At 44.3% G+C, this 24,064-nt stretch carries 22 protein-coding genes and 1 pseudogene; 9 read left to right on the top strand and 14 right to left on the bottom strand.

The features are described from left to right. The first annotated feature begins 4 nt into the window (after positions 1-4). Positions 5-280: an acylphosphatase gene (locus MKX38_RS04110; RefSeq protein ID WP_339188741.1), complete on the top strand. Its 276-nt coding sequence runs from the start codon at positions 5-7 to the stop codon at positions 278-280. On the opposite strand, the gene nosA is transcribed toward MKX38_RS04110, so the two are convergent. The 10 genes from nosA to MKX38_RS04060 all read right to left on the bottom strand — a co-directional run bounded on the left by nosA (position 271) and on the right by MKX38_RS04060 (position 10,571). Then, a complete protein-coding gene (gene nosA, locus MKX38_RS04105; RefSeq protein ID WP_044052598.1) occupies positions 271-1,362 on the bottom strand; it encodes a nitric oxide synthase in 1,092 nt (363 codons plus the stop codon). The genes MKX38_RS04110 and nosA overlap by 10 nt on opposite strands. Positions 1,363-1,480: 118 nt before the next feature. Further along, the gene (locus MKX38_RS04100) at positions 1,481-2,275 is read right to left on the bottom strand and encodes an MBL fold metallo-hydrolase (RefSeq protein ID WP_144527528.1); all 795 of its coding nucleotides are present in this window, start codon (positions 2,273-2,275) and stop codon (positions 1,481-1,483) included. Between the two features lie 66 nt (positions 2,276-2,341). Then, positions 2,342-3,643, bottom strand: coding sequence for a citrate transporter CitM (citM, locus tag MKX38_RS04095; protein ID WP_339188737.1), 1,302 nt, complete (start codon positions 3,641-3,643; stop codon positions 2,342-2,344). 43 nt (positions 3,644-3,686) lie between these two features. Next, positions 3,687-3,812 carry a hypothetical protein gene (locus MKX38_RS04090; RefSeq protein WP_032679059.1) on the bottom strand — a complete coding sequence of 42 codons (126 nt, stop codon included), beginning with the start codon at positions 3,810-3,812 and terminating at the stop codon, positions 3,687-3,689. Positions 3,813-3,837: 25 nt separating this feature from the next. Next, positions 3,838-4,797: a tripartite tricarboxylate transporter substrate binding protein gene (locus MKX38_RS04085; protein WP_101501757.1), complete on the bottom strand. Its 960-nt coding sequence runs from the start codon at positions 4,795-4,797 to the stop codon at positions 3,838-3,840. Positions 4,798-4,799: 2 nt separating this feature from the next. Further along, on the bottom strand, positions 4,800-5,480 hold the full coding sequence (gene citT / locus MKX38_RS04080; RefSeq protein WP_029726875.1) for a two-component response regulator CitT: 681 nt from the start codon (positions 5,478-5,480) through the stop codon (positions 4,800-4,802). Then, positions 5,452-7,080, bottom strand: coding sequence for a two-component sensor histidine kinase CitS (gene yflR / locus MKX38_RS04075; RefSeq protein ID WP_029726876.1), 1,629 nt, complete (start codon positions 7,078-7,080; stop codon positions 5,452-5,454). Before yflR ends, citT begins: the two co-directional genes overlap by 29 nt. A gap of 127 nt (positions 7,081-7,207) precedes the next feature. Then, on the bottom strand, positions 7,208-8,644 hold the full coding sequence (locus MKX38_RS04070) for an anion permease (RefSeq protein ID WP_003233725.1): 1,437 nt from the start codon (positions 8,642-8,644) through the stop codon (positions 7,208-7,210). A gap of 126 nt (positions 8,645-8,770) precedes the next feature. Continuing rightward, a complete protein-coding gene (locus tag MKX38_RS04065) occupies positions 8,771-10,033 on the bottom strand; it encodes a pectate lyase (protein ID WP_003244025.1) in 1,263 nt (420 codons plus the stop codon). Positions 10,034-10,223: 190 nt separating this feature from the next. Then, positions 10,224-10,571: a general stress protein gene (locus MKX38_RS04060; protein WP_003233729.1), complete on the bottom strand. Its 348-nt coding sequence runs from the start codon at positions 10,569-10,571 to the stop codon at positions 10,224-10,226. A gap of 243 nt (positions 10,572-10,814) precedes the next feature. On the opposite strand from MKX38_RS04060, the gene MKX38_RS04055 reads away from it, so the two are divergent. The 5 genes from MKX38_RS04055 (at position 10,815) to yfmF (ending at position 15,123) form a co-directional block, all read left to right on the top strand. After that, positions 10,815-11,183, top strand: coding sequence for a YfmB family protein (locus MKX38_RS04055; RefSeq protein ID WP_003233730.1), 369 nt, complete (start codon positions 10,815-10,817; stop codon positions 11,181-11,183). A 108-nt stretch (positions 11,184-11,291) separates the two neighbouring features. Further along, the gene (gene yfmC / locus MKX38_RS04050) at positions 11,292-12,239 is read left to right on the top strand and encodes a Fe(3+)-citrate ABC transporter substrate-binding protein YfmC (RefSeq protein ID WP_015715495.1); all 948 of its coding nucleotides are present in this window, start codon (positions 11,292-11,294) and stop codon (positions 12,237-12,239) included. A 71-nt stretch (positions 12,240-12,310) separates the two neighbouring features. Beyond that, positions 12,311-13,312 (top strand): Fe(3+) dicitrate ABC transporter permease FecD, encoded by a 1,002-nt coding sequence (gene fecD, locus MKX38_RS04045; RefSeq protein WP_015482945.1) that lies wholly within the window; start codon positions 12,311-12,313, stop codon positions 13,310-13,312. After that, entirely contained in the window at positions 13,309-14,310 is a 1,002-nt protein-coding gene (yfmE, locus tag MKX38_RS04040; protein ID WP_213415009.1) for an iron chelate uptake ABC transporter family permease subunit, read from the top strand. Before fecD ends, yfmE begins: the two co-directional genes overlap by 4 nt. A gap of 12 nt (positions 14,311-14,322) precedes the next feature. Further along, positions 14,323-15,123 (top strand): Fe(3+)-citrate ABC transporter ATP-binding protein YfmF, encoded by an 801-nt coding sequence (gene yfmF / locus MKX38_RS04035; protein ID WP_003233737.1) that lies wholly within the window; start codon positions 14,323-14,325, stop codon positions 15,121-15,123. 571 nt (positions 15,124-15,694) lie between these two features. Here the strand turns inward: yfmF and MKX38_RS04030 are convergent. Beyond that, a complete protein-coding gene (locus MKX38_RS04030; RefSeq protein ID WP_003244287.1) occupies positions 15,695-17,158 on the bottom strand; it encodes a formylglycine-generating enzyme family protein in 1,464 nt (487 codons plus the stop codon). 336 nt (positions 17,159-17,494) lie between these two features. Here MKX38_RS04030 and MKX38_RS04025 point away from each other — a divergent pair, with 336 nt between their 5' ends. Together MKX38_RS04025 and MKX38_RS04020 are read left to right on the top strand one after the other, a co-directional pair. Then, positions 17,495-18,715, top strand: coding sequence for an MFS transporter (locus tag MKX38_RS04025; protein WP_003233743.1), 1,221 nt, complete (start codon positions 17,495-17,497; stop codon positions 18,713-18,715). Positions 18,716-19,196: 481 nt separating this feature from the next. Further along, positions 19,197-20,216 (top strand): NADP-dependent oxidoreductase, encoded by a 1,020-nt coding sequence (locus tag MKX38_RS04020; RefSeq protein WP_033883243.1) that lies wholly within the window; start codon positions 19,197-19,199, stop codon positions 20,214-20,216. A 52-nt stretch (positions 20,217-20,268) separates the two neighbouring features. Here MKX38_RS04020 and MKX38_RS04015 read toward each other — a convergent pair whose 3' ends face one another. Further along, entirely contained in the window at positions 20,269-20,715 is a 447-nt protein-coding gene (locus MKX38_RS04015) for a GNAT family N-acetyltransferase (RefSeq protein ID WP_015252579.1), read from the bottom strand. A 68-nt stretch (positions 20,716-20,783) separates the two neighbouring features. Beyond that, positions 20,784-21,914: a DEAD/DEAH box helicase gene (locus tag MKX38_RS04010; RefSeq protein ID WP_339188726.1), complete on the bottom strand. Its 1,131-nt coding sequence runs from the start codon at positions 21,912-21,914 to the stop codon at positions 20,784-20,786. Positions 21,915-22,086: 172 nt separating this feature from the next. On the opposite strand from MKX38_RS04010, the gene MKX38_RS04005 reads away from it, so the two are divergent. Next, complete coding sequence (locus tag MKX38_RS04005) at positions 22,087-23,643, top strand: ABC-F family ATP-binding cassette domain-containing protein (RefSeq protein WP_014476110.1); 1,557 nt, start codon at positions 22,087-22,089, stop codon at positions 23,641-23,643. Positions 23,644-23,800: 157 nt separating this feature from the next. Here MKX38_RS04005 and MKX38_RS04000 read toward each other — a convergent pair. Then, positions 23,801-23,887 (bottom strand): annotated as a pseudogene (locus MKX38_RS04000) (hypothetical protein); the annotation flags it as partial. Between the last annotated feature and the right edge of the window lie 177 nt (positions 23,888-24,064).

Below are 24,064 nucleotides of genomic sequence, written 5' to 3'. Positions count from 1 at the left end.
TTACATGCTTCAATACCGAATCATTGTAAACGGCCGGGTTCAAGGTTTGGGCTTTCGCTATTTTGTTCAAATGGAAGCTGATAAGCGAAAACTGGCCGGCTGGGTCAAAAACCGTGATGACGGGCGTGTCGAGATTTTGGCAGAGGGTCCGGAAAACGCCCTGCAATCGTTTGTTGAGGCTGTAAAGAACGGAAGCCCTTTCTCAAAGGTTACCGACATCTCTGTGACTGAATCCCGCAGCCTTGAAGGCCATCATCGATTTTCTATTGTTTACTCATAAGGCTTATCTTGATAAAAGTAATTCGGCTTAACGATTGAGTTATCATAGGATCGGTGGAAGATATGAGTGGCAGCGGGTGAAATTGGCGGAATCAGCCACGTCCAGTCCCCCGTCAGCTTTCTGCCCGCTTCTTCCTCCTGTTCTTCAAACCGTTTAAACTGGCTTGCCGCTGTATGATGGTCAACGATGCTGACACCCTGCTTTTTATACGAGTGCAGCACAGCTTTATTCAATTCAACTAGCGCTTGATCCTTCCATAAATCCGTATTGTAATCAGCGGCGATGCCGATCACGGACGCTACTTTTTTGAGCTTGTCGTACCGCTTCTCATCTGCGAGGTTTCTCGCTCCGATCTCCGTGCCCATATACCAGCCGTTAAATGGCGCGGCATTATAATGAATGCCCCCGACCTCAAGCTTCATATCAGAGATGATAGGCACGCCGTACCACTTCAGCTCCAAATCAGAAAACGCCTCGATGTCCGGATGTATGATTGGAACCTCGATCACAAGTGAACGCGGCAGCTCATACCAGACAGGCTGTTCGTCGCCTTTCATGCGAAAAATGAGCGGCAGCAGGTCAAAATCCGTTCGCTCTCCGCGCCAGCCGAGCTCTTCGCAGGCTGCTGTCAGGGAACAGGAAGCCGGGTCGCCGATTCTTTCTCCGTCTGACTCATATCCAGCGTACCGGATCAGCTGATGATTCCAGATCTCGACTTGCTTTTCACCCTTCTCTTCCGGAGGGAAAATCGTAATGGTCGGTCTGATTTTCCCGTTATTGGTGGCGGTTTCAATATGGTGAAAGAGGGCGTCACGCACTTCCTCCTTCGTCCGGACGTCTCGTCTGTCGATAACATTCAGCGAATTCCAGAACAATCTGCCGATGCAGCGGTTGCTGTTTCTCCAAGCCATTTTCGCTCCGTGCTCTAGCTCTTCCTTCGTATGTACATAGCTTCCGGTCAGGTCAATTTCGCTTTTAATGTCCTCGAGACGGTCTTTCACTTCCTCCTCCTTTCCCAATTCCTGATAGCATGCGGCAATAAACGCTTTCGCTTCGTTCCAGAGTATTTCTTTTTCTTCCAACAAACTCTCCCCTTCACATCACTTCATGCTTTTCATTGTATCGTTTTTAAGCGGCAAGACAAATGATTTTTCTGCAACTTCCTGGAAAACAATAAAAAACACCCGCGTGGTGCGGGTGTCAAATAGACGATAATCGATTTGCCAATTCAGTTAAGTCACTTCGAAAGTTTTTGCCGGTCATCGGTATGCCGTGCCCTGTCAATAACGCTTCCGGTTCAAGACCGGCCAGCTTTAGAATGGACTCAGCGGCCGTCTCTGTGTCAGGCGTGAAATAAGCCGGCGGCCCGTGAAGCTCCTGTTTTTGTATCAAGACGTCAGCCATTTTCTCCTGTTCCACTGTAATAACAGCATCACCTGCTACAAGCACGCGGCCGTCATCGCGGAATAACGAAATATGGCCCGGCGTGTGTCCTGGTGTCGCGATCCACATCCACTCGTCAAGAAAAGGGACTGAACCGTCTTCCGGCAGTGCCTGGACATGTGAGGAAATATCGATGGAGTGCCGCGGAAACAGCGGCGACAGCTTAGCGACCAGCCCGCTCTTGCTGTCAGGACGAGCCGGAGGATAATCCTCTTTACCTGTTACATAAGGCATTTCCCGAGAATGGATATAAACAGGCACATCCCAATGCTCAAGGATCTCTTCGATTGCCCCAATATGGTCAAAGTGCCCGTGTGTGAGGATAATCGCCTTCAGCTGAAACCCTTCACCGAATCTTTGTTTGGCTTCATTGACAATCACGCCGGCTGATTGGGGCATGCCGGCATCAATTAAAACAAATGAGTGAGGTTCAGAAGGCAGCTGAATAAAATAGACATTCGCAATTTGCACAGTCAGGCCGTGCACCCCTTTTGCCGCTTCGAACCCCGTTCCGCTTCTGACTGAAGTCAGCGGCATATAAGGATCACTCATAATGACACCTCCGGAATGTTGTATGCCGTTAGTGTGTGTCATTACGCCTGAATTATCATACGGAGATCATACGGAAATAGAGATCGCACCGATCAATAGAGCGATAGCCGTCATGACGATCACTGCGAGAACCGCCCATTTCAATGCGAATTTTTGATGGTCATCAATAGAAACTCCGACGAGTCCGACAAGCAAATGAGTGGATGGCACAAGCGGACTCAGCATATGAATCGGCTGGCCGATAATAGAGGCTCTGGCAATTTCCACTTTATCCACACCGTATGCGACAGCTGTTTCTGATAAAATCGGCAGCACCCCGTAGAAATACGCGTCATTCGGCATCAAGAATGTGAAAATGCCGCTTGTTAAGGCAACAATCGCCGGGATCAATCCGCCCATTTGTTCCGGTATCATGGACACGAGCGAGATCGCCATTTCATCAACCATTTGCGTGCCTGTCAAAATCCCCGTGAACACCCCCGCGGCAAAAATCATTGAACCGATAGCCAGCACGTTGCTGGAATGCGCCGCGATGCGCTGTCTCTGATGCTCGAGATTGGGATAATTCACAATCAGCGCAATACAAAACGCAATGACAAACAGTACGGTTAAACTGACTTTACCCGATACTAAACATCCTATTAAAGAAAGCGTTAACAATAAATTGAACCACCAAAGCTTCGGCCGCTTCCACTCATCTTCAACCGCAGCAGCCGGTTCATTGGCATTGGCTGGCTGTTTCAGTTCAATCACACCAAGGCGCTTTCGTTCCGCTTTTCCAAGCACATACGCAACCGCCACCATACAAAGCATCCCGCTTGCAATGACAGGAATCATCGGCCCTGTAAGCTCAGCTGGATCAACCCCCAGCGCACTCGCGGCCCTCGGCGTCGCACCGCCCCATGGAATCGTGTTCATGATTCCCATGCCGACTCCCGCGATTCCTGCCAAGATAATTGGCCGGATGCCTAGCAGCAAATAGAGCGGAAGCATGGCGCTTGTCGTAATCATGTACGTTGTCGAGCCATCTCCGTCCAAGGCGACGAGCATTGTAAGGACCGCTGTCCCGACAACAATTTTTAAAGGGTCTCCTTTGACCATGCTTAAAATTTTGCCAACCATTGGATCAAACAGGCCTGTATCAATCATAATTCCAAAATATAAGATCGCAAACATAATCATGACCGCAGTCGGTGCGACTTGCTGAATCCCCGAAATCATCATGTCCCCAACTTCAGTAAATCCAAATCCGGCGATAAGCGCAAACACAATCGGCGTCAAAACTAATGCTGTTAAAACAGAAAGCCGTTTTGTCATGATCAATGCCATAAACACAAGCATCATGAGAAAGCCTAAGATTGCTAACACATCCATTCCCCCTTAAATGAATCCGCTTACATTTTTTTCTCCCTTACTCCCCTTTTTGTCTTGCCTTTTTGCCATCGTATGGGAAAACCAACCGCAAGTAAATAATTTGGTTTTTTTGTATTTTTAAATTTTTAAAACCGTTTTGTTCTTTTTGATCATTTTTCGGCATGAAAAAATCCCGGGATGCCGGGATCTTAATTTCCTGTCATGATGCTTTGATAAAAAGCGGATTGCTCTTCTAAAAACCGTTTCGTTTCCCTGCTGTTCAAATAAAAGCTTTCCCAGTCCTGTTCGTTTATTTTCCGCTTCCATTCAGGTGAGGAGGTGACCTTCTTTAGCGCTTGATCCCAGTAAGAAATCTCTTCCTCAGACATATTTTTCGGGCCCAAAATCCCTCTCCAATGAGAAAAAACAAACGGGATTCCCTGCTCCTTCCACGTCGGTACATTTGGAAAACCGGGAAGTCTTTTATCAGATGTTACAGCAGCTAACGTGATATCGCCGTTTCGTTCATATGGTTTCGCTTCAGAAAGTGTCATGGAAGCCGCTTCTATCTCATGTCTGATCAGCGCCTGAATGAGCTGTTCGCTGCTGTCATACTGTGAGAATTGAATGTCAAACGGGTCAATGCCGTACATATCTGCCGCTCTGACGAACGAGAGCTGATCATCATTGCCAAACCCCGGGGCAAAGCCGATTCTCACCTTGCCGGGATGCATGTTGATCTCATTCAGCACATCCTTGCCATTTGTTAACGCTGATCCTTTTGGCAATGCAACCGTCTGCCACTCCTTGGAGAGAATGGCGAGCGGCGTAAAATCGGCCATTTTTAATTTGCTTTGCCCGAGAAGATCATTGCTCAATATTAAGCTGGACGTCATGCTGATGGTTTGTTTGCTGCTTTTGTTGACATATTTCCAGCCTTTCTCTCCCCCGCCGCCGGATTTATAGACGATATGAACATCATCCTTCACGATCTGCTTCTGCCTCAAAACTGATTGGATCGCCTGCGCTGTGACATCCCAACCGCCAGAAGGTTCGGCAGGGACGACAATTTCTATCGGCCCGTCAGGCAGGCGCGGCGCAGCCGCCTGCCTGATATCACCCTGCATAAAGATCAATAGAATAATCAATAGGATTATAGATTTTTTCATATCTAATCCGCCGCCAAATAATATTTTCTCTCCGGCCTGCCGATAATCCCGTATTCAAGCTCGGCTCTTGCTTCTTCCTTTGACACAAGATACTCGGCATAACGGCGGGCAGTTGTTCGTGACGCCCCCATTTTTTCCCCAAGTTCCTCCGCTGTCAATCCTTCTGACGCAGTCTGAAGCGCTTCCTTAATTTTTCGCAGTGTAATCGAATTAATGCCAGTCGGCAAATCCTCTGCCGGCAAAGCTGTCTTCACACTGTTCCCAAAAATATGGTCGATCATGGATTGGCTGACCTCCGGCTGAGACATGAGCAGCTTCCTTTTTTCTTTATACTGAAGCAGCACCTGCCTGAACTTGTCAGCCGTTACGGGTTTGATCAAATAGTGGGCAATTCCTGCCCTTAGCGCTTCCTGCAAATGCCGGGTTTCTGTTGCCGCTGTGATAATCATAATGTCCACTTCAGGAAATCGGCTTCGTATTTCAGGAATCAACGCGGTCCCAAGCTCGTCCGGCATATAAATATCCAGCAGAAGCAAATCAGCCTTGTGTCCCTTCAAAAGCGCCAATGTCTCTTTTGCGTTAGCCGCCTTGCCGATAATCTTGAATCCATCAAGCTGTTTGATCAATCTCTCATGGATTTGCGCAACTCGAAAATCATCCTCCGCAATCGCGATGTGAATCAAATGGATTCCCCCTTTGTTTCTCCTTTGGTATAAACACAGTGAATACCGCCCCGCCAGTTTTTTGATTCGCCAGTTCGATCCAGCCGCCCAGTTCACGCACTGAGTCTTTCACATTGGCCAGACCGTAGCCTCTCTTCATCCCCTTTGAAGAATAGCCTCTCTCAAACACAGCTTCTATTTTCTCTGGCGGCACACCGGGCCCTGTGTCTGATACTTCAATGACAATGTCATGGCCCATATCCGTGATAAAAAACAAAACTTCCTTCACGCTTTGCTCCGCTACAGCTTCGAAAGCGTTATCAATTAAATTGCCAATAATCGTAATAAGATGGGACAAGCCGATATGCGCAGGAAGAGGCGCGAGTGAGCTGTTCTCATCAATCACCAGCTTGACCTTCTTTTCCGATGCCTTGCTTATTTTCCCTAACAAAATGGCCTGCACCTGCTGCGAATGGATATTATGGAATAAAAGATCATGCTGTTCATTTTGTATCGCATATTCCTCTTTTATCAGATCAATGGCTTCATCATACTCCCCAAGTTCAAGCAGCCCTAAAATCGCATAAAGCTTATTTGAAAATTCATGAGTCTGCGCCCTGAGATCCTCAGAATATTTGCGAACCTCTGTCAATGTGTCGATCAGCTTCTTCAGCTCTGTTTTCTCCCTGAAGCTGACGACAATCCCATATGCCTGCCCGCCTTGATTCATCACTTTCGTATTGATAATAAACACTTGATCGTTGACGCTTACTTCCTGGTTCGGCAGCATTTCTCCTTTTTCAAGCACAGACATCAGCCCTGCTCCCGGCATGACGTCATCTATAGGAAGATGGGTCACAGGCTCGGGCAGCTTCAGCATCTCGGCCGCCGATACGTTCATCATGGTGACGACGCCTTCACGATTGGTGGCAATAATCCCTTCTCGAATCGCGAAAAGCATTGCGTTCCTCTCACGATATAGAGCCGCGATCTCATGCGGTTCAAGCCCAAGCGTATCCTTTCTGATGCTTTTCGCCAACACGGCGGCGCCAATAAATCCGAGCAGCAGTACAAGCACAGCAATCACACTCAAATTTCTCAAATGCTTTTTGATGCTTTGCTCTGTCTCCGTTTGCAGAAAATCAACAGACACGCTGCCGATCACTTGGCTGTATCCCTTTTGTTCTTTTATAATCGGCGCGCTCCCTCTGATCACTCTTCGTCCATCCGCTTTTGTTTCAGAAACATGCGAACCGCCAAACAAAATTTCTCTGCTGCGCTCCAGTTTCTTTAATCCGCTTTTTCCAGAGGCGCTGCGAATGTCTCCTTTTTCGTCCAAAACATAAATGGCAAACGCGCCAGTCTGTTCTTTCATTTGTTCAATGACCTCTTGCGTCTGAGCCGCATGTCCGTCTTTTCTCTCAATGAGCTCTTTAACCGGCGGCATATAGGAAATGGTTCTCGCCGTTTGAACCGCCAGCTGCTCTGCCTGTCTCCGTTCCCCCTGTGTATGCTGAACGGCTAACGTAATGGTCAGCACACCAATGACAAAGACCAGCAGAGCCGCAATCAGCCCCATTATTTTTGTTTGCAGGGAAAAATGGAACCGCTTTTTCACCACAGCACCAGCCGTCCTTTCTACCTAGATCATACCATTTTTCACAGGAAATTTTCTCATTTTTCAAAATCCGTTTTCTTGCGAAGGAGTGAAAATAAAAAAAAGGCAGACCGCGTCTGCCTTTTTCTTTCTACCATATTCCTAGTACTTTCCACCATAATCCGCCGATCACAAGCCATACGATGATATGAACAATCGACAGGATAAATCCGATGGACCACCATTTGCCTTGCGGGATGTAGCCTGCTCCGAAGAAGACCGGAGCCGCTCCAGAACCGTAGTGAGTCGTTGACCCGAACAGGTTACTGATGAACGCGAGGCTCAGCGCTGCTAAAAGCGGCGGTGCGCCCGCTGCCACGACGACAGCCAAAAATGCTGAATACATCGCACTGATGTGGGCTGTCGCACTTGCAAAGAAATAGTGAGAGTAATAATACACAACAATTAAAATGATGAATGCCACAATCCAAGAGAACCCTGATACGGATGATTTCATGGCATTACTGAACCAAGACACCATGCCTAATTCATTCAAGAAGTTGGCGAGCATGACAAGCGCCGCAAACCAAGTGAGCGTATCCCAAGCGCCCTGTTCTTTCTTGATATCATCCCAAGTCAGAACTTGTGATAATAAGAGAACGGCCAAACCGATCAATGCGGTTGTGGTTGCGTCGATGTTGAAGCTGCCGCCAAAAATCCACAGCACAAGCACCAAAAGAAACACGATAACCATGGAAAGCTCTGATTTTTTGAACGGTCCCATTTCTTTCAGTTTTTCTGTTGCGATTTTCGCCGCATCCGGTGTTTCTTTGATTTCCGGCGGATACAGCTTGTAAATCACAAGCGGCGTGATGATTAAGCTTACAAGTCCCGGCACAATCGCGGCAATTGCCCAGCTTGTCCATGTTAAGTCCACCCCTGCGACATCATGGGCCAGCTTGGCAATCAGCGGGTTCGCCGCCATCGCTGTCAGGAACATAGCAGATGTGATCAGATTCCCCTGAAAACCGGTTTTTAATAAGAATGCACCGATTTTCCTCTCTGTTCCATTTGCCGGGCTTGATCCGAATGTTTCGGATAATGATCTGATAATAGGAAATATAATGCCTCCTGCACGCGCCGTATTACTTGGAATAGCAGGTGAAAGTATTAAATCACTGAATAGCAGTGAATAAGAAAGTCCAAGGGTTTTTTTCCCGAATTTCTGAACGAATACATACGAAATTCTCGCACCGAGCCCGGTTTTGATAAATCCCCGGGAAATAAAGAATGCGATAACGATAAGCCAAATGGTCTTATTCCCGAATCCGCTTAATGTATCCTCAATTGATAGTGTTCCAGTTAGTGCAGTAACCGCCAATGCAAAAATTGCAATTGCACCCATTGGCAAGGGCTTGGAGATAAAGCCGATAATTGTTGCGACAAAAATCGCAAACAAATGCCAAGCTTTAGGTTCAAGTCCGGACGGAGCGGGAATAAACCAGATGATTAGTCCCACAGCGACAGTAATAAGCAATGGAACAAGCTTTACTGCTGACTGTTTTCCTGCGTCTTTTTCTGAAGCCATAAATAGGTCTCCTCCTATATACTTGTTTTCCGATCCCCTTTTCCATTCTACTCCTTAACTAAGTTAATAAACATTTTAATTAATTAAAAAACACAAAGGTTAGCACCCTTTGTGTTTTTCACTTTCTTAATTTAATTTACCCGCACCCGCTTGATTTATAACATTTGATTTCACATTAGCAGAAGCATCAATCGATCCATGCAGAGACGGCGTCCAGCCGACAGAAGAGCTCAGCCCGTTTGCAGCCGATGCGTTGATCTGTGTGCCGTTCAGCAACGTGCCGGAGTCATATAAAGCCGTTCCCCCGCTGAATACGCTGATCGTTTTAGCAGCTGACAGTCCCGGTACGTCAATGACATTGTTTTGGGCATAGATTTTAGATGACTTTCCGATTCCCCATGCATAGCTGAAAGGATAACTTGAAGAGCTTGTGCTTCCTTCATAATAGTTGTTGTATACGTGCACTTGCCCGAAGCGGACTCTCGGCGCGCGCTGGACAATATTTTTATAGCGGTTATGATGCAGCGTAATTTTTAATTTGCCGTCATCGGAGGTTTTGCTGTCACTTGATCCGAAAATGGAGCTTTTATCATGATCGTGATAATAGTTGTAGGACATCGTGATATAGTTAGCACCGTTGGAAGCATCCGTTTGGCCGTCATGGTGCTGATATTTTCTTCCATAATATTTCGGTGATGTGCTGTCCGGACGCGAACCGTCATTAAATGTACAGTGATCAATCCAGATGTGTGTGCCGCCGTTTATCGTGATGTTGTCGTATTGTGAGTTCCAGTTCCCTGAGCTTCCGTCAGTCGGATCCCATTGCGGAAAATAGTCATAGGCATCCTGGAATTCAATGTTGCGAATAATGACGTTATCACTCTTGATTTGGAAGTTTCCTCCCACGACTTTAGCGTTAGTCCCTGAACCGACGATCGTCGTGTTTGCAGGGATATCCACCATGACCCGTGCTTTTTGGTTTTTCTGAGAGCGTGCTCTCGCTTCTTCTTGTGTTCCCGACGGCTCTTTTTTGCCCCATGTGCTAGGATCATAGGCTTTCAAATATTTGTCCAAATCATACTCCGGATCTTTATAGTCATTTAGGCCAAGCGGCTTCAGATTGTCATCCACGTTCATGTCAATCGTTCCCTTGATATAAATGATTTTTGGCGTTGTGTTCGTTTCCTTCCCTAATGCCGAGACAAGCTGGTTTCTGTTGCTGACGGTATACACATTTGAGGAGGATGCTTTTGATCCGCCTGTCGTGCCGGTCGAGTACGCGCCCCAGCCATCATTGGATCCCAACGTCTGGTGGCCTAAATCAGCTGCGTTCGCGCCAGCTGGAGTCAATCCTAAAAACAAAGCCGTAGCTAACATCACTTTTTTCATCCACTATGTACCCCCATTTTCTATTTTGTGAGATTTTATTCCAATTTATCACAAAAATATAATAGCAAATTGAGGGACATTCAGAACCGAAAATGTTCCGCTATCCTATTGCGGCATTCTGCAAAATCCCACCGCAAAGACCGCAAAAAAACCAAAAGGCCGACATTGGCCTTTTGGTTTTTTCCTTGCTTTATGCCCAAGCTTTCACTTTTTCGTTATCTGTCACAAAGAGAAGCACTTTTCCTTCATCTAAGCGTTTTTCAAATTGAGCGGCTTCATCTTCAGAAAAACCGATTTCGTGAATTTTATTGCGGAGCTCATCTCCTTTTTTATTGAAGATATTTCCCACCGCGTGCTTGAAACCTGTTTCTTTGGCTCCGATCGTGTTGGCGTTCGTGTTGTCTGCCAGGCGTTCCGTTCTGTCATCGTCGTGAGCTAAGACGTATACATCCTCTTTCGCAACACCCATTTTCTGCAATTCCTCTACATCCTTCATGAGCTGTTCGTCATTTGTATACTCTTTTACAACTGGTTTCATGTCGATATTCCTCCTTCATGTTTTCTATATTTCTTTCATACCCGATCGTCTGTACCTGAAACAGATTCCAGAACATTGAAGAGAAAAACAGGAGGAATGGTAGTAGCTATTTGTTTTCCGTCCATGGTAAAGTGATAGGAACGGGACCTATTTTCAGAAAAATCAAAATTAAGGAGAAGCCGCTGCACGGAGCACACGACCATGAAACGCTGCCTTTATCCGTACGAGCAGGAGGTATGTCTAATGCAATACTTTTCACCAGAACAGCAATACAATGCTTGGATTGTGAGTGATTTAGTCAAACAGATTTTCCATAAGCGTGCCGGATGTTCACCAGGAATTCACGAGCTTGCGGTTTTTGCCGAGGAACATTTTCATATCGATATCGACTTTGTTTTCTCGATTATCATGAATATCGGCGACATTGAATTTGCACTAACAGATGAAATAGAAAAGAAATTGTCCGGTTATCTCAGCACTCTCCTTCCTTATGTCACTGCTGATATGTTCGAAACCTCTAAAGCCAACGCCCATGCGTTTTTGTCTCGAAGACACGGTAACGCTGCATACCACTTATTTGTGTCTGATGATGCTTTCATGAGAAAGCAGTAAAAACGCAGCTTTCTTTACTAAAAAAATATTGACATGATAAGCCATGCTATTATAGTGTTACATGTGATAATGATTCTCATTACTAAATCTGAAAAAAGGAAGAATGACATGCGCACCTATTCTAACAAGTTGATTGCCATCATGAGTGTTTTATTGCTCGCCTGCCTCATTGTATCCGGCTGTTCATCAAGCCAGAATAACAACGGAAGCGGCAAAAGCGAGTCTAAGGATTCCAGAGTGATCCATGACGAAGAAGGAAAAACGACAGTAAGCGGCACACCTAAGCGGGTGGTTGTGCTTGAGCTTTCATTCTTGGATGCCGTTCACAATCTCGGCATTACGCCGGTGGGCATCGCAGATGACAACAAAAAAGATATGATTAAAAAGCTTGTCGGCAGCTCCATTGATTACACATCTGTAGGCACACGCAGCGAACCCAATCTTGAGGTCATCAGTTCCTTGAAGCCTGATTTAATCATCGCTGACGCTGAGCGCCATAAAAACATTTATAAACAGCTGAAACAAATCGCTCCGACGATTGAATTAAAAAGCCGTGAAGCGACATATGACGAAACGATCGACAGCTTTACGACCATTGCTAAAGCATTAAATAAAGAAGATGAAGGAAAAGAAAAGCTTGCCGATCACAAAAAAGTCATCAACGATCTAAAAGCCGAACTTCCGAAAGATGAAAACCGCAACATCGTTCTCGGCGTTGCAAGGGCGGATTCCTTCCAGCTTCATACATCATCATCCTATGACGGAGAAATCTTTAAAATGCTAGGCTTTACACACGCTGTGAAGTCAGATAACGCCTATCAAGAGGTCAGCCTAGAGCAATTGAGCAAAATCGATCCTGATATTTTGTTCATCTCAGCCAACGAAGGCAAAACCATTGTAGATGAGTGGAAAACGAACCCGCTCTGGAAAAATCTCAAAGCGGTGAAAAATGGACAAGTCTATGATGCGGACCGTGACACTTGGACAAGATTCAGAGGCATCAAGTCTAGTGAAACAAGCGCCAAAGATGTGCTTAAAAAAGTGTATAATAAATAGGACAAATGAGAAGCGAGGGGAATCCTTGCTTCTTCGTTTTTGCCACCAGACGCAGTAAGGAAGTGAGACTGTTGTATCATTCAGCCAAACGGCGCTCATCATCAAGACTGATGATGTTCATCATTGCACTGATTATTTTTATATTTGGGCTTGGGCTGAATCTTTCAGTAGGAGCCTCAGACATCGGCATCATAGATTCATTGAAATATCTTTTTGTATGGGACGGTTCAAAGGAACAGCTCATCATCTCTACTCTTCGCCTTCCCCGCACATTAATCGGCGTTTTTGTCGGCGCCAGCCTAGCTGTAGCAGGGGCGCTGATGCAGGCTATGACCAGAAATCCTCTGGCTTCACCCCAAATTTTCGGTGTGAATGCGGGTGCATCGCTTTTTGTCGTTGCTTCTCTCGTCATTCTGCCGGCATCGCCCTATTCATCTGTTATATTCGCTTTTGCGGGTGCGGCAGCAGGCGGCGCGATTGTATATATGATTGCCTCATCCGGCGGAATGACACCTGTCAAGCTGGCGCTGTCGGGAATGGCCGTGCACTTGTTCCTCTCCTCTATGACACAGGCCATCATTATTTTAAATGAGTCAGGTGAGGATGTTCTGTACTGGATGACAGGCGCAATCGACGGCAGCAACTGGCAGGACGTCATAACCATCGCTCCGTTTTCTGTCATTGGCATCGGGCTTGCCCTCGTATTTTCCGGTTCTGTTTCTGTTCTCGGTCTCGGAGACGAAACAGCAAAAGGGCTTGGACAAAATATGAACGGCATCCGGATTCTGATCAGTTTGATTATTTTAATCCTTTCCGGCGCTTCCGTAGCCGTCGCCGGGCCGATTGGCTTTGTCGGGCTGCTCGTCCCGCATATTGTCCGCAAGCTGATCGGAGAACATTATCAATACGTGCTTCCGTTTTCGGCACTGTTCGGTGCCATTTTGCTGGTGTACGCAGATGTTCTGGCCAGATGGATTGCATTTCCTTATGAATCACCGGTCGGCATTGTCACCGCGATTATCGGAACGCCGTTTTTCTTATATTTGGCAAGGAAAGGGCGGCATCTGAAATGAAGAAAACAACCAGAAAACAAAAACGCCCCTTGCTGGCGATACTCATATTGGCCGTGATTTTAATCGTTCTGTCCGTCATCAGCATTGGAATCGGTGCATTATACATTTCACCTGATGCAGTAGTGACGAATCTGCTGGGACTGGATCATTCCTTTGAATTTATCATCCAGCAATATCGTCTGCCCCGCATCATATTAGCGATTTTGGCCGGTGCTGGGCTTGCCGCTGCCGGAGCGATTTTACAGGGTGTGATCCGAAATCCGCTCGCTTCCCCAGACGTTGTCGGCATTTCAAAAGGCTCCGGACTTGCGGCGATGGCTGTGATTCTCATCTTTCCTGAGTCGCCGGTATACGTGCTTCCGTTCTCCGCATTTGCCGGAGCCGCCATTATTGCTGTACTATTATTAATGATAGCCCGAAAAAAGAGCATTCAGCCCTCTTCACTGGCTTTATCAGGCATTGCTTTAGGCGCGGTCTGCCACGCCGGAATGCAATATATGATGGTCAAGTTTCCAGGCGACGTGAATGCTGCACTCATTTGGCTGACAGGAAGCCTCTGGGGAAGAAACTGGGAAGAAGTCAAGCTGCTTGCGCCATGGCTTTTGATTCTTTTTCCGATCATCTGCATACTCATACCGAAGCTGGATCTTATGTCACTCGGGGATGAGCTTGCACAGGGTCTCGGAGAAAACGCAAACCGGCTGAGATTCATCCTGATTTTCACCGCGGTGGCGCTGGCGGGAAGCTGTGTAGCCGTCGTCGGCTCAATCGGTTTTATCGGCTTGCTTGCTCCGCATATCGCCAGACGGCTTACCGGAGAAAAAGCTAAATATTTACTGCCTGCATCGGCATTGATTGGTGCTATTATATTATTAATTGCAGATACGTTAGGGCGCGGCATCATGCCTCCGGTTGAAATACCTGCCGGAATACTGACAGCCGTGATCGGCGCGCCTTATTTCTTATATTTATTGAAATTCGAAGCGAGGAAACAGTAGGGAGAGGATACCATGGGAAAACTGGCTGCAGACCAGCTCACTCTTTCATATGACAGTACAGTGATTATTGACGGAGTCGACTTAAAGATAGAAGAAGGAAAAATCACTGCGCTCATCGGCGCTAATGGCTGCGGTAAATCAACAATCCTCAAATCGCTCGCCAGGCTGATGGCCCCGAAAAGCGGTACAGTGCTACTAGAAGGAAAAGACATCCACCGCCAGCCATCAAAAGAAGTCGCAAAAAAACTGGCCATTCTTCCACAATCTCCTCAGGCTCCTGAAGGATTGACGGTAGAGGAATTATGCTATTTTGGCAGACATCCTCACAAAAAGCTGTTATCCAAGCATACCCAAGAGGATCATGACATGGTAGAGTGGGCACTGGAAGCAACGGGCATGATTGAACTGAAGGATCGGACACTTGATGCCCTCTCAGGCGGTCAAAGACAAAGAGCCTGGATTTCCATGGCACTTGCGCAAGGCACTGATTTGCTTTTGCTTGATGAGCCGACCACGTATTTAGACATCTCACACCAGATTGAAGTGCTTGAACTGCTGAAAAAGCTGAACCGCGACCATGGCCGCACCGTTGTCATGGTGCTCCATGATTTAAACCAAGCCGCTCAATATGCTGACTATCTGATCAGTGTGCTGGACGGAAAAATATACAACGCCGGAACACCGGAAGATGTGTTCACCCAGCCATTTTTCCGTGAAGTCTTCGGCTTGGAATGCTGCATCATGAGAAGCCCGATCGACCAGAAGCCAATGTGCCTGCCGACGGGACTGTGCCCGAAATTACGGGCGAAATGAAAAGGAGAGGAAATCCCTAGGGCTGTCGAGAAACGTGACAGCCTTCATTTTCCCTTATAATATTTTATTCTCACATAATTGATGATAATCTTAAAAAACTCGTCATTCTTCTTATGTTCTATACGAGATACTCTTTTAACATAAAGTTAAATCTGTTCTTATTGACCAACTTGTTAAAGTTATTTCATCTATTCGAATCTTAACACATAGAAAGCTGAAAGAATTATAGTAAGTCATCCTCGAAATGCGTGAAAAGACAAAAAAGAAAAGCGACAAAATTAGCTTATGTATCAGAAAAAGAATAATCAAAACAGATGCTTTGCTATTGCAGGCTCAGCTTAAAATCGAAATGCTAACTAACTGAATCTTCTATATTTCTCACAATAATATACAGAAGATCGTAATACCTAGCTAAGATCGAGCTTAATGGCTCTTTTTCTGATTCTCAATCCCTGATAATTTTGAAAAGCATTTAAAATAAAATCTTGTAGAAAAAACATTGTTTTTTCTACAAGCTGAACATTATTACACAATGTTAGTATACTTTTATCAAGTCTCTAACCTAGAATGATTAATAAATTGCTTTATTAGTAATTGGCCCATTAATTGATTCTCTAATTTTATATACTGGAATATTCTTTACGCATCTAATCCCCATTTCATTGTGTCGACAGAAAGGAATATCTTTTGCTCTAAAAGAAGGGAACATTAAGCCTGGATGAGAGAAGAATGATCCTCCTTTAAGAACGGCAAATGAGTTAACACTATTAAATGGTACATTCTCAAAAATAGGGTGGAAAGCTCTCTTTGTTTTAAGCTCACTTCTAGTCCACTCCCATGTTCCGCCGATCATACCGCATACTCCATAGGGACTTTCACCATTTTGTTCAAAAATATCACTTGTTAAATGATTTAATTCTTTATCAGCATGAGCTTTTAATAAATTTTCTCTCCAGGACTTTAAAGAAGTAATGGGTTCATTATAAAGACTTCCAGCATATTGAACCTTTGCAGGATCAAATTTATCTCCCCAAGGCCAGACATTACCCTTTTCGCCTCGAGCAGCTTTTTCCCATTGAAACTCGGTTGGCAATTCTTTCCCCTTATATCTTGCGTAAGCAAATGCATCATAAAAATCTATACCTGTAACGGGATGATTATCTAAATACCTATCATCCCAATATGTATTTCTTCTATGTTGTTTATTCTGCGGTTCATTAGGATGACAGAATATATGCCCATTTTCCTCTATGAACTCGGTAAAGATATCATAATCTTTATTTGTAACAGGATACTTATCGATAAAAAATGGAGGTAACCATACTTTTTGTCTAGGAACAGCATCTTTCCAATTAAATGTTTTGTCAGGAATTTCATTTTCATTTAAACCGAATTCAAAAAAGCCACCCGGAATTAAAATCATCCCATCTTCTTCTGTTTTTTCGAATTCCTCTATTAGACTTTGAGGAATTTTTTCTTCAAAGTCAAAGTTATTAGGAAGTATACCATTTTGATCAAAATAATTTTTTAGCATTACTAGCTCTTCATGTTTTTCAACACCGAATATATCTAATAATGTACTTAATACTTTTTGGGCCCCTAATCCCACAGGTTTTTTAGGGTAGCTTATACTCTCCCGGACATCATCAATAATCGAAGACAAATATGCTACAGATTCTTCAATTTTATGATTTGCACAGACATCCATAGCTTTAAAAGAAACTAAATCATCCGGATCCTGGGTTAGATTGATTATAGTTTCTACAGCAGAGAAATAAGGTACCCATTTTTCAACGAAATCAATTAATCTATACCTTATGTAAGTATTCGGATAAGCAATACACATCCCAAACACATTTTCCGCTGCTACAGGGTGTTGAATTTTATTTAGTAGAGTCATAATTCTATTATCGATTAAACTCTTAAAATCATTTTTTTTATTTTCTGGAACAGAAGTAATAAGTTCTTCAACTTCAATTAATATTTCTATATCTTTATTGTAAATTGATTTATGATCTTGCATTAATAGAGTCAAATTACGATAACCTCCCGATTTGTTTGTTGAAATAAGGAATAGCATTAAATGCTATTCCCTAAGTGTTTACCATTTTTCATTAGTATAAAGAACCGGGCTAACAATCGATTTTCTCCAGTTTTTTCTTAATTTTCTCATGGTTTTCCCCCCCTTTAATAAGATATGTGGTTCCCTGAATATTGATAGAATAGTCAGAGAACTTAAATAAACAATAACAATAAATAGAATAAAAGTAAATAGTTTACAAGGAAATTTTTTCTTTACTTTTGTTGTTTTAAGGTGTTTAAATATGTTTAAGCTCTTTACCGAGAAAAATTATTCCAAGGGAGGATACATATGAGTAAAGGTTATTATTCTATTTTATTTAGCCAGACCACTACAAATTTAGGTTTTTCTCTATATACTATGGTAGTGATTTCGTTTTTGTTTAAAATGACCAATTCGACAACCATCGCCTCTATGGTGACATTAATAAGTATTATTTTTCGTATTTTTGGAAGTGCTATATTACCGTTAATAACAATTCGATTAAAACTGCCTCTTACAATAATTATTTCTCAATTGATACAAATGCTGTTATTAATATGTTTGTTCTATGCTTTATTAAGAACTTACTCTAATCAAACTCTCATTTTAGTCTTTATTATTATTAGCTGTATTTCCTTTTTTAATGGATGGTTCTCACCTTTAAAAAGTGCAATTATAGGGGAAATAATCTCTCCTGATAGAAGAGTAAAAGCAAATGGATTATTATCTACAGTGGACCAAACTTTTCAATTTGTAGGCTGGTCTTTAGGTGGTCTCATAATTGCATTTTTAGGTGAGGGATATACCATTATACTTACTATCTTTTTGTTGTTTACATCTCTTCTTTCTCTTTTATTTTGTCTACCACATGGCCACGCTAATTCTGTCATACGTGAAAAAAATTCTCCCAATAAGAGTATAGTAAGTGGTTGGCGGTATTTATTTAGCCAAAAGAAACTTAGAACAATTATTATTATGGATTTAATTGAGTCATGGGCAGGAATGATTTGGATAGGATCTGTCTCTTTAGCTTTCGTTAACGAAGTCTTGCATAAAGGAGAATCATGGTGGGGATTTATTAATGGAGCATATTATTTAGGTTCGATGATAGGGGGATTTATAATATATAAGCTGTCGGAGAGATTTCAAAATAAGTTAATTAATTTTATGTTAATTGGCGCTGTCTCATATGGAAGTTTAACTTTAATATATGGTTTTATAAGTAATTCATACTTAGCTCTAATTTTGGTTCTCTTTATGGGGCCGGCTTATATATTAAGAGATCTTACACAAGAAACACTTATTCAGAACATAACAACCGAGCAAACTCGAATTAATATAATGTCTGCAAGGTCTTCTTTAGTACAGTTCATTTTTATGTTTTCAATTCTGGCTATAGGGGCTATTTCAGATTTCCTTGGAGTTCGTTTAGTTTATGTTTCAGCAGGTATTCTTTTATTAGTGTCCGCAATATATGGATTTTCTCAATTACAATTCAAAAAAAAGGTAAATAAACATATAAGCTTTTAATAAATATATAAAATTTAATTATGTTTTCGTTTGCTTTTTCGCGTGTTTAATTAATAAGTAAACATTACTTTATTGACCAAAAGAAAATGGTTGAGTACCATCAATTATCTGTTTCAGAAAAACTCGGCATAAAAGGAAAAAATTGAACAAATCTTTGCTGATGTAAAAAAATCGCATAGACTTTGCTATTGCAGATTGATGCGAAAGCAAAATGTGAACGACTAAGCTCCCCCTCGCAGATGCTTGCAAGAATATGAAAAAGAATCGACATACACACTAGCCAATCTTAGCTAGGTGTACAGGAGCTCTTTTTCTGTTCTGTTTTCTAATAATGATAAATGACTAAAGAGAACTTTTAAAACAAAAGAGCTTGTAGAAAGCATAAGCTCATCTATAACCTTTTTTGTATGCCAGCTTACCTTTTGTATTTCCTCTCCTGTCCATGTTACAGTGGTGTCAACCAAGTGATAGGAGGATGAAAATGACAGCATCTCAGCAGCAAATTCAATTAGCAAGACGTCCACAAGGTATTCCTGTTCATGAAGACTTTCGCTTTGAAACCATACCGGTTCCTGAACCCAAGCAAGGGGAAGTGCTTGTCAAAACGCTTTATGTATCGGTTGACCCTTATATGCGCGGCCGTATGCAGGATACGAAGTCATATGTTGAGCCGTTCGCCTTGGATAAAGCGCTTTCTGGCGGGGTTATCGCTGAAGTTGTGTCAGACGGGAATCATCTGAAAAAAGGCGATATCGTCATCGGAAATCTCAGCTGGCAGGAATTTTCCGCTGTGAGCGAGTCTGCCTTGCGAAAAATTGATACAAGCCTTGCTCCCGCTTCGGCCTATCTCGGCATTTTGGGAATGACCGGCTTAACAGCATACTTCGGATTGCTGGACATCGGACGCCCGAAGGAAGGCGAAACCGTGGTTGTCTCCGGAGCTGCTGGAGCCGTCGGTTCAACAGTCGGGCAAATTGCCAAAATCAAAGGCGCGCGAGTCGTCGGCATCGCGGGCTCTGATGAAAAAATCGACTATTTAAAACAGGAGCTTCAGTTTGACGAAGCCATCAATTACAAAACAGCGGATGATATCCAAAAAGCGCTTCAAAACGCTTGTCCTGACGGTGTCGATGTGTATTTTGACAATGTCGGCGGACCGATTTCAGACGCGGTGATGAATCTGCTCAATGAATTTGCCCGCATTCCGGTGTGCGGCGCCATTTCTTCCTATAACGCAAAAAGCGAAGCAGATGACATGGGCCCTCGTGTCCAATCAAAACTCATTAAAACGAAGTCGCTGATGCAAGGCTTTATCGTAAGCGACTACTCCGATCGTTTTTCTGAGGGAGCAAAACAGCTGGCCGAATGGCTGAAGGCTGGTAAACTCCATTACGAGGAAACCATCACAGAAGGTTTCGAAAACATTCCTGACGCGTTTCTCGGTTTATTTAAGGGAGAAAATAAAGGGAAACAGCTGATCAAGGTCAGTGATCCGAGCTGAATGAAGATGAAAACGGGAGGGCTTTTTGCCCTCCTTTTGTGTTTCGATGAGATCAGTTGCGAAGAATCAGCGTAAGAAAACCATCTTCATCAGGTTCCGTGTCTTCTAAAGTGAATCCTGCTGCTTGAAAGCAAGCTAAACTGATTCGATTGTCTTCTTCAATGCATGCCACCCATTCCCGCACGCTAGTAAAATCAGGTTCGGTCATCAGCTTTTGCAGTATCCGTTTTCCGTACCCTTGAAGCCGGTACAAAGGATTGACGATCAATCCAATATACGTCCGCTCCTCTCCGAACTCAATAACGACCATCCCTGCCGGCAGCTGTCCATCATACGCCATGATGACAGTATCGTGTTTATCTTTATTTACTCGTGCGTACCACTCATCTAATGGCAGCATCCCATCCATTCTCCGTCTGGTATCCTCATTCTCAAACCAGTGTTCAAGTATTTTCAGCTCTGGCTCCTGCATTACTTGAAACCTGTCTATTGAAGCCATTTTCCCACCTCCGCGCAAAATCTTTTCTATTATTTTACAACAAAAAAAAGGGCTTTCCGCCCTCCTTTTTATTTCGTCTTCAGTTTTCCGCCTGCATACACAGCTTCACTCAGCTCAACACCAAGCTTCTTCGCCATTTTTTTCAGCTTTGATTCCTCCAATTTTGTCACAAGGCTCAGCACGTTGCCTTCTTTTCCGGCCCGGCCTGTTCGTCCTGATCTGTGGACATAGCCATCTTCATCTGGAATATCAGCATGAATCACGTATGGCAGGTTTTCAATGTCTAAACCGCGTGCGGCAATGTCAGTCGCCAATAAAAGAGGAAACTCTCCGTTTTCGAATGCGGCAATGATTTTCGCCCGCTCCATTTTTTTCGCTTCGCTGTGCAAAACGCCGAGTTCAACGTGGTGATATGCCAGCTTTTCCGCATATACACTCAGGTTGCCAATGTCTCTCACAAATACGAGTGCCTGCATGCCTTCAAGCCTTGACAGCTTTTGCAGCAGCTTTACTTTGTCACGCTGGTCACAAATGAGATATTGATGCTTCACTTTCCCTGCCTCTGCCTTGCTTCGCTGCACCTTCAACACCTCAGGCTCTTGCGCCAATTCGCGGAGCACATCCTCTGTTTCCTTTTTAAGCGTGGCAGAGAAACATAGAAGCTGGCGGTCTCTTAATGTCGTTTTAATAATTTGTTTGATCGTCTCGCGATGCTCCGGCAGGATAAGCTGATCCGCTTCATCAAGTACAATCGTTTTCACTTCATGCATTTTGAGTTTCTTTGCTTTAATCAGTTCAAATACCCTGCCTGGCGTGCCGACAATGATATGCGGATGTTTCTTTAGCTTTTCGACCTGCTTCTTCACATTCGCCCCGCCGATTAAGGAAGCCGCGCGCAGCTCTGAGCCCGCTTTCCAATCCTGAATCACCTGAAAAATCTGCATCACCAGCTCACGGGAAGGCGCTAAAATCACCGCCTGCGGATGCTTTTGCTCTGGTTTGATCCGCTCCAAGACCGGCAGCGCATACGCCAGCGTCTTCCCTGTGCCTGTCGGCGATTCTCCAATGACATCCTTTCCGTCCATGATCAGCTGGGCTGCCTGCTCTTGAACAGGGGTTGGCGTTTGAAAGCCGGAAGCATTCCAATTCTCTTGTATAAATGATTGTGCATTATGTAAAAATGGCCAAGTTTGCGTCATTTTGTTCTCCTCAATTCCTGAAATCTATTCCATAGTATCTCAAAACCTCGCCCGGAACGCAATTTTTCTTTTTCTTTCCTATACCTTTCAACATTCCGAATCCTCCTTTATAATCAAAAGGGTGAATATTACACGACGATTGTGCGTGTTTGATAACGATAGAGGTGTAAACATGAGTATTTTATCTGTAAAGGATTTAAGCCACGGCTTCGGGGACCGGGCCATTTTTAATAACGTTTCCTTCCGCCTGTTAAAAGGCGAGCACGTCGGCTTGATCGGCGCAAACGGTGAAGGAAAGTCAACCTTCATGAATATTATTACCGGAAAGCTTGAACCTGATGAGGGAAAAGTCGAGTGGTCAAAAAACGTCCGTGTCGGATACCTTGATCAGCATACCGTGCTGGAAAAAGGAAAATCTATTCGCGACGTCCTGAAAGATGCATTCCATTATTTATTTGCGATGGAAGAGGAAATGAACGAGATATACAACAAAATGGGCGAGGCTGATCCCGATGAGCTCGAGAAGCTGCTTGAAGAAGTCGGCGTCATTCAAGACGCGCTGACAAACAATGATTTTTATGTCATTGATTCCAAGGTGGAAGAAATTGCCCGCGGTCTCGGTTTGAGCGATATCGGTTTAGAGCGAGATGTCACCGATTTGAGCGGCGGACAGCGCACAAAGGTCCTTCTCGCTAAGCTGCTCCTTGAAAAGCCGGAAATTCTGCTTCTCGATGAGCCGACCAACTATCTTGATGAACAGCATATTGAATGGCTGAAACGCTACCTGCAGGAATACGAGAACGCGTTCATCCTGATTTCCCACGATATTCCGTTCTTGAATAGTGTCATCAACCTGATTTATCACGTTGAAAATCAAGAGCTGACACGCTATGTCGGCGACTACCATCAGTTTATGGAAGTCTACGAGGTGAAGAAACAACAGCTTGAAGCGGCCTATAAAAAGCAGCAGCAGGAAGTCGCAGAGCTGAAGGATTTCGTCGCCCGCAACAAAGCGCGCGTCAGCACGAGAAACATGGCGATGTCCCGCCAAAAGAAACTCGATAAGATGGATATGATCGAGCTTGCGGCAGAAAAGCCAAAGCCGGAATTCCACTTTAAGCCGGCGAGAACGTCAGGCAAGCTGATTTTTGAAACGAAGGACCTCGTGATCGGTTACGATTCCCCGCTGTCCCGTCCGCTCAACCTCCGCATGGAGCGCGGCCAAAAAATCGCCCTTTACGGCGCAAACGGGATCGGAAAAACGACGTTGTTGAAAAGTTTGCTTGGTGAAATCCAGCCGCTCGAAGGCTCTGTAGAACGCGGTGAGCACATCTATACCGGCTATTTCGAGCAAGAGGTCAAGGAAACAAACAACAATACGTGCATCGAAGAAGTATGGAGCGAATTCCCTTCTTATACGCAGTATGAAATCCGTGCCGCTCTGGCAAAATGCGGACTGACGACAAAGCATATCGAAAGCCGCGTCTCCGTATTAAGCGGAGGCGAAAAAGCGAAAGTCAGATTGTGCAAGCTAATCAACTCAGAAACAAACCTGCTGGTGCTCGATGAGCCGACAAACCACTTGGATGTCGATGCCAAGGAAGAGCTCAAGCGCGCCCTGAAAGAATATAAAGGCTCCATTCTGCTCATTTCCCACGAGCCAGACTTTTATATGGATATTGCGACAGAAACGTGGAACTGCGAGTCTTGGACGACGAAAGTGCTTTAATTTATAAAAAAACCCGCCTGCTAAAGGGCGGGTTTTTACTGCCATTTATTCTGAACGATTCTCAAAAGCTCTCTGTCTTTTAAAATGAGCTGCAATGGAGATGTGAATTCATCAAGTGTCAAGCCCTCTTTTGGCAGACAAGCGGTGACCACTCTACAGAAAAGCTGTTTTTCATGACGCTGTGTATGTATTGATAGAGCGTTTCTAAACATTTCTGATCATATTCGTCAGGCTTTGCCTTCATGGCAAACGTCCCCTCTACAGCATGAACCATCACTTGAAATGGCAATCGTAAATGAACGGACACATTCTCAGCTTCTCCAAGATAAATCCCAGCCGCATCAATGCCTGACCGAAGCGGATGCCCTTTCCGCGAACGCCGTTCTTGCTGACCGAAAAAACCGGTTTCTAAAGGGAGTTT

It is taken from the genome of Bacillus sp. FSL M8-0025, assembly GCF_037975475.1.
GTDB lineage: Bacteria > Bacillota > Bacilli > Bacillales > Bacillaceae > Bacillus > Bacillus subtilis.
This window is presented reverse-complemented; position numbering and strand designations above follow the sequence as displayed.

What these genes read in the sequence shown, in the direction of transcription:
- MKX38_RS04060 (WP_003233729.1), bottom strand. Translation starts at nt 10,571, where the DNA reads ATGAAACCAGTTGTAAAAGAGTATACAAATGACGAACAGCTCATGAAG.
- MKX38_RS04090 (WP_032679059.1), bottom strand. Translation starts at nt 3,812, where the DNA reads ATGCCGAAAAATGATCAAAAAGAACAAAACGGTTTTAAAAATTTAAAA.
- MKX38_RS04005 (WP_014476110.1), top strand. Translation starts at nt 22,087, where the DNA reads ATGAGTATTTTATCTGTAAAGGATTTAAGCCACGGCTTCGGGGACCGG.
- MKX38_RS04015 (WP_015252579.1), bottom strand. Translation starts at nt 20,715, where the DNA reads ATGGCTTCAATAGACAGGTTTCAAGTAATGCAGGAGCCAGAGCTGAAA.
- MKX38_RS04055 (WP_003233730.1), top strand. Translation starts at nt 10,815, where the DNA reads ATGCAATACTTTTCACCAGAACAGCAATACAATGCTTGGATTGTGAGT.
- MKX38_RS04025 (WP_003233743.1), top strand. Translation starts at nt 17,495, where the DNA reads ATGAGTAAAGGTTATTATTCTATTTTATTTAGCCAGACCACTACAAAT.
- MKX38_RS04065 (WP_003244025.1), bottom strand. Translation starts at nt 10,033, where the DNA reads ATGAAAAAAGTGATGTTAGCTACGGCTTTGTTTTTAGGATTGACTCCA.
- yfmC (WP_015715495.1), top strand. Translation starts at nt 11,292, where the DNA reads ATGCGCACCTATTCTAACAAGTTGATTGCCATCATGAGTGTTTTATTG.
- MKX38_RS04110 (WP_339188741.1), top strand. Translation starts at nt 5, where the DNA reads ATGCTTCAATACCGAATCATTGTAAACGGCCGGGTTCAAGGTTTGGGC.
- yfmE (WP_213415009.1), top strand. Translation starts at nt 13,309, where the DNA reads ATGAAGAAAACAACCAGAAAACAAAAACGCCCCTTGCTGGCGATACTC.
- MKX38_RS04100 (WP_144527528.1), bottom strand. Translation starts at nt 2,275, where the DNA reads ATGAGTGATCCTTATATGCCGCTGACTTCAGTCAGAAGCGGAACGGGG.
- MKX38_RS04070 (WP_003233725.1), bottom strand. Translation starts at nt 8,644, where the DNA reads ATGGCTTCAGAAAAAGACGCAGGAAAACAGTCAGCAGTAAAGCTTGTT.
- MKX38_RS04085 (WP_101501757.1), bottom strand. Translation starts at nt 4,797, where the DNA reads ATGAAAAAATCTATAATCCTATTGATTATTCTATTGATCTTTATGCAG.
- yfmF (WP_003233737.1), top strand. Translation starts at nt 14,323, where the DNA reads ATGGGAAAACTGGCTGCAGACCAGCTCACTCTTTCATATGACAGTACA.
- MKX38_RS04010 (WP_339188726.1), bottom strand. Translation starts at nt 21,914, where the DNA reads ATGACGCAAACTTGGCCATTTTTACATAATGCACAATCATTTATACAA.
- MKX38_RS04020 (WP_033883243.1), top strand. Translation starts at nt 19,197, where the DNA reads ATGACAGCATCTCAGCAGCAAATTCAATTAGCAAGACGTCCACAAGGT.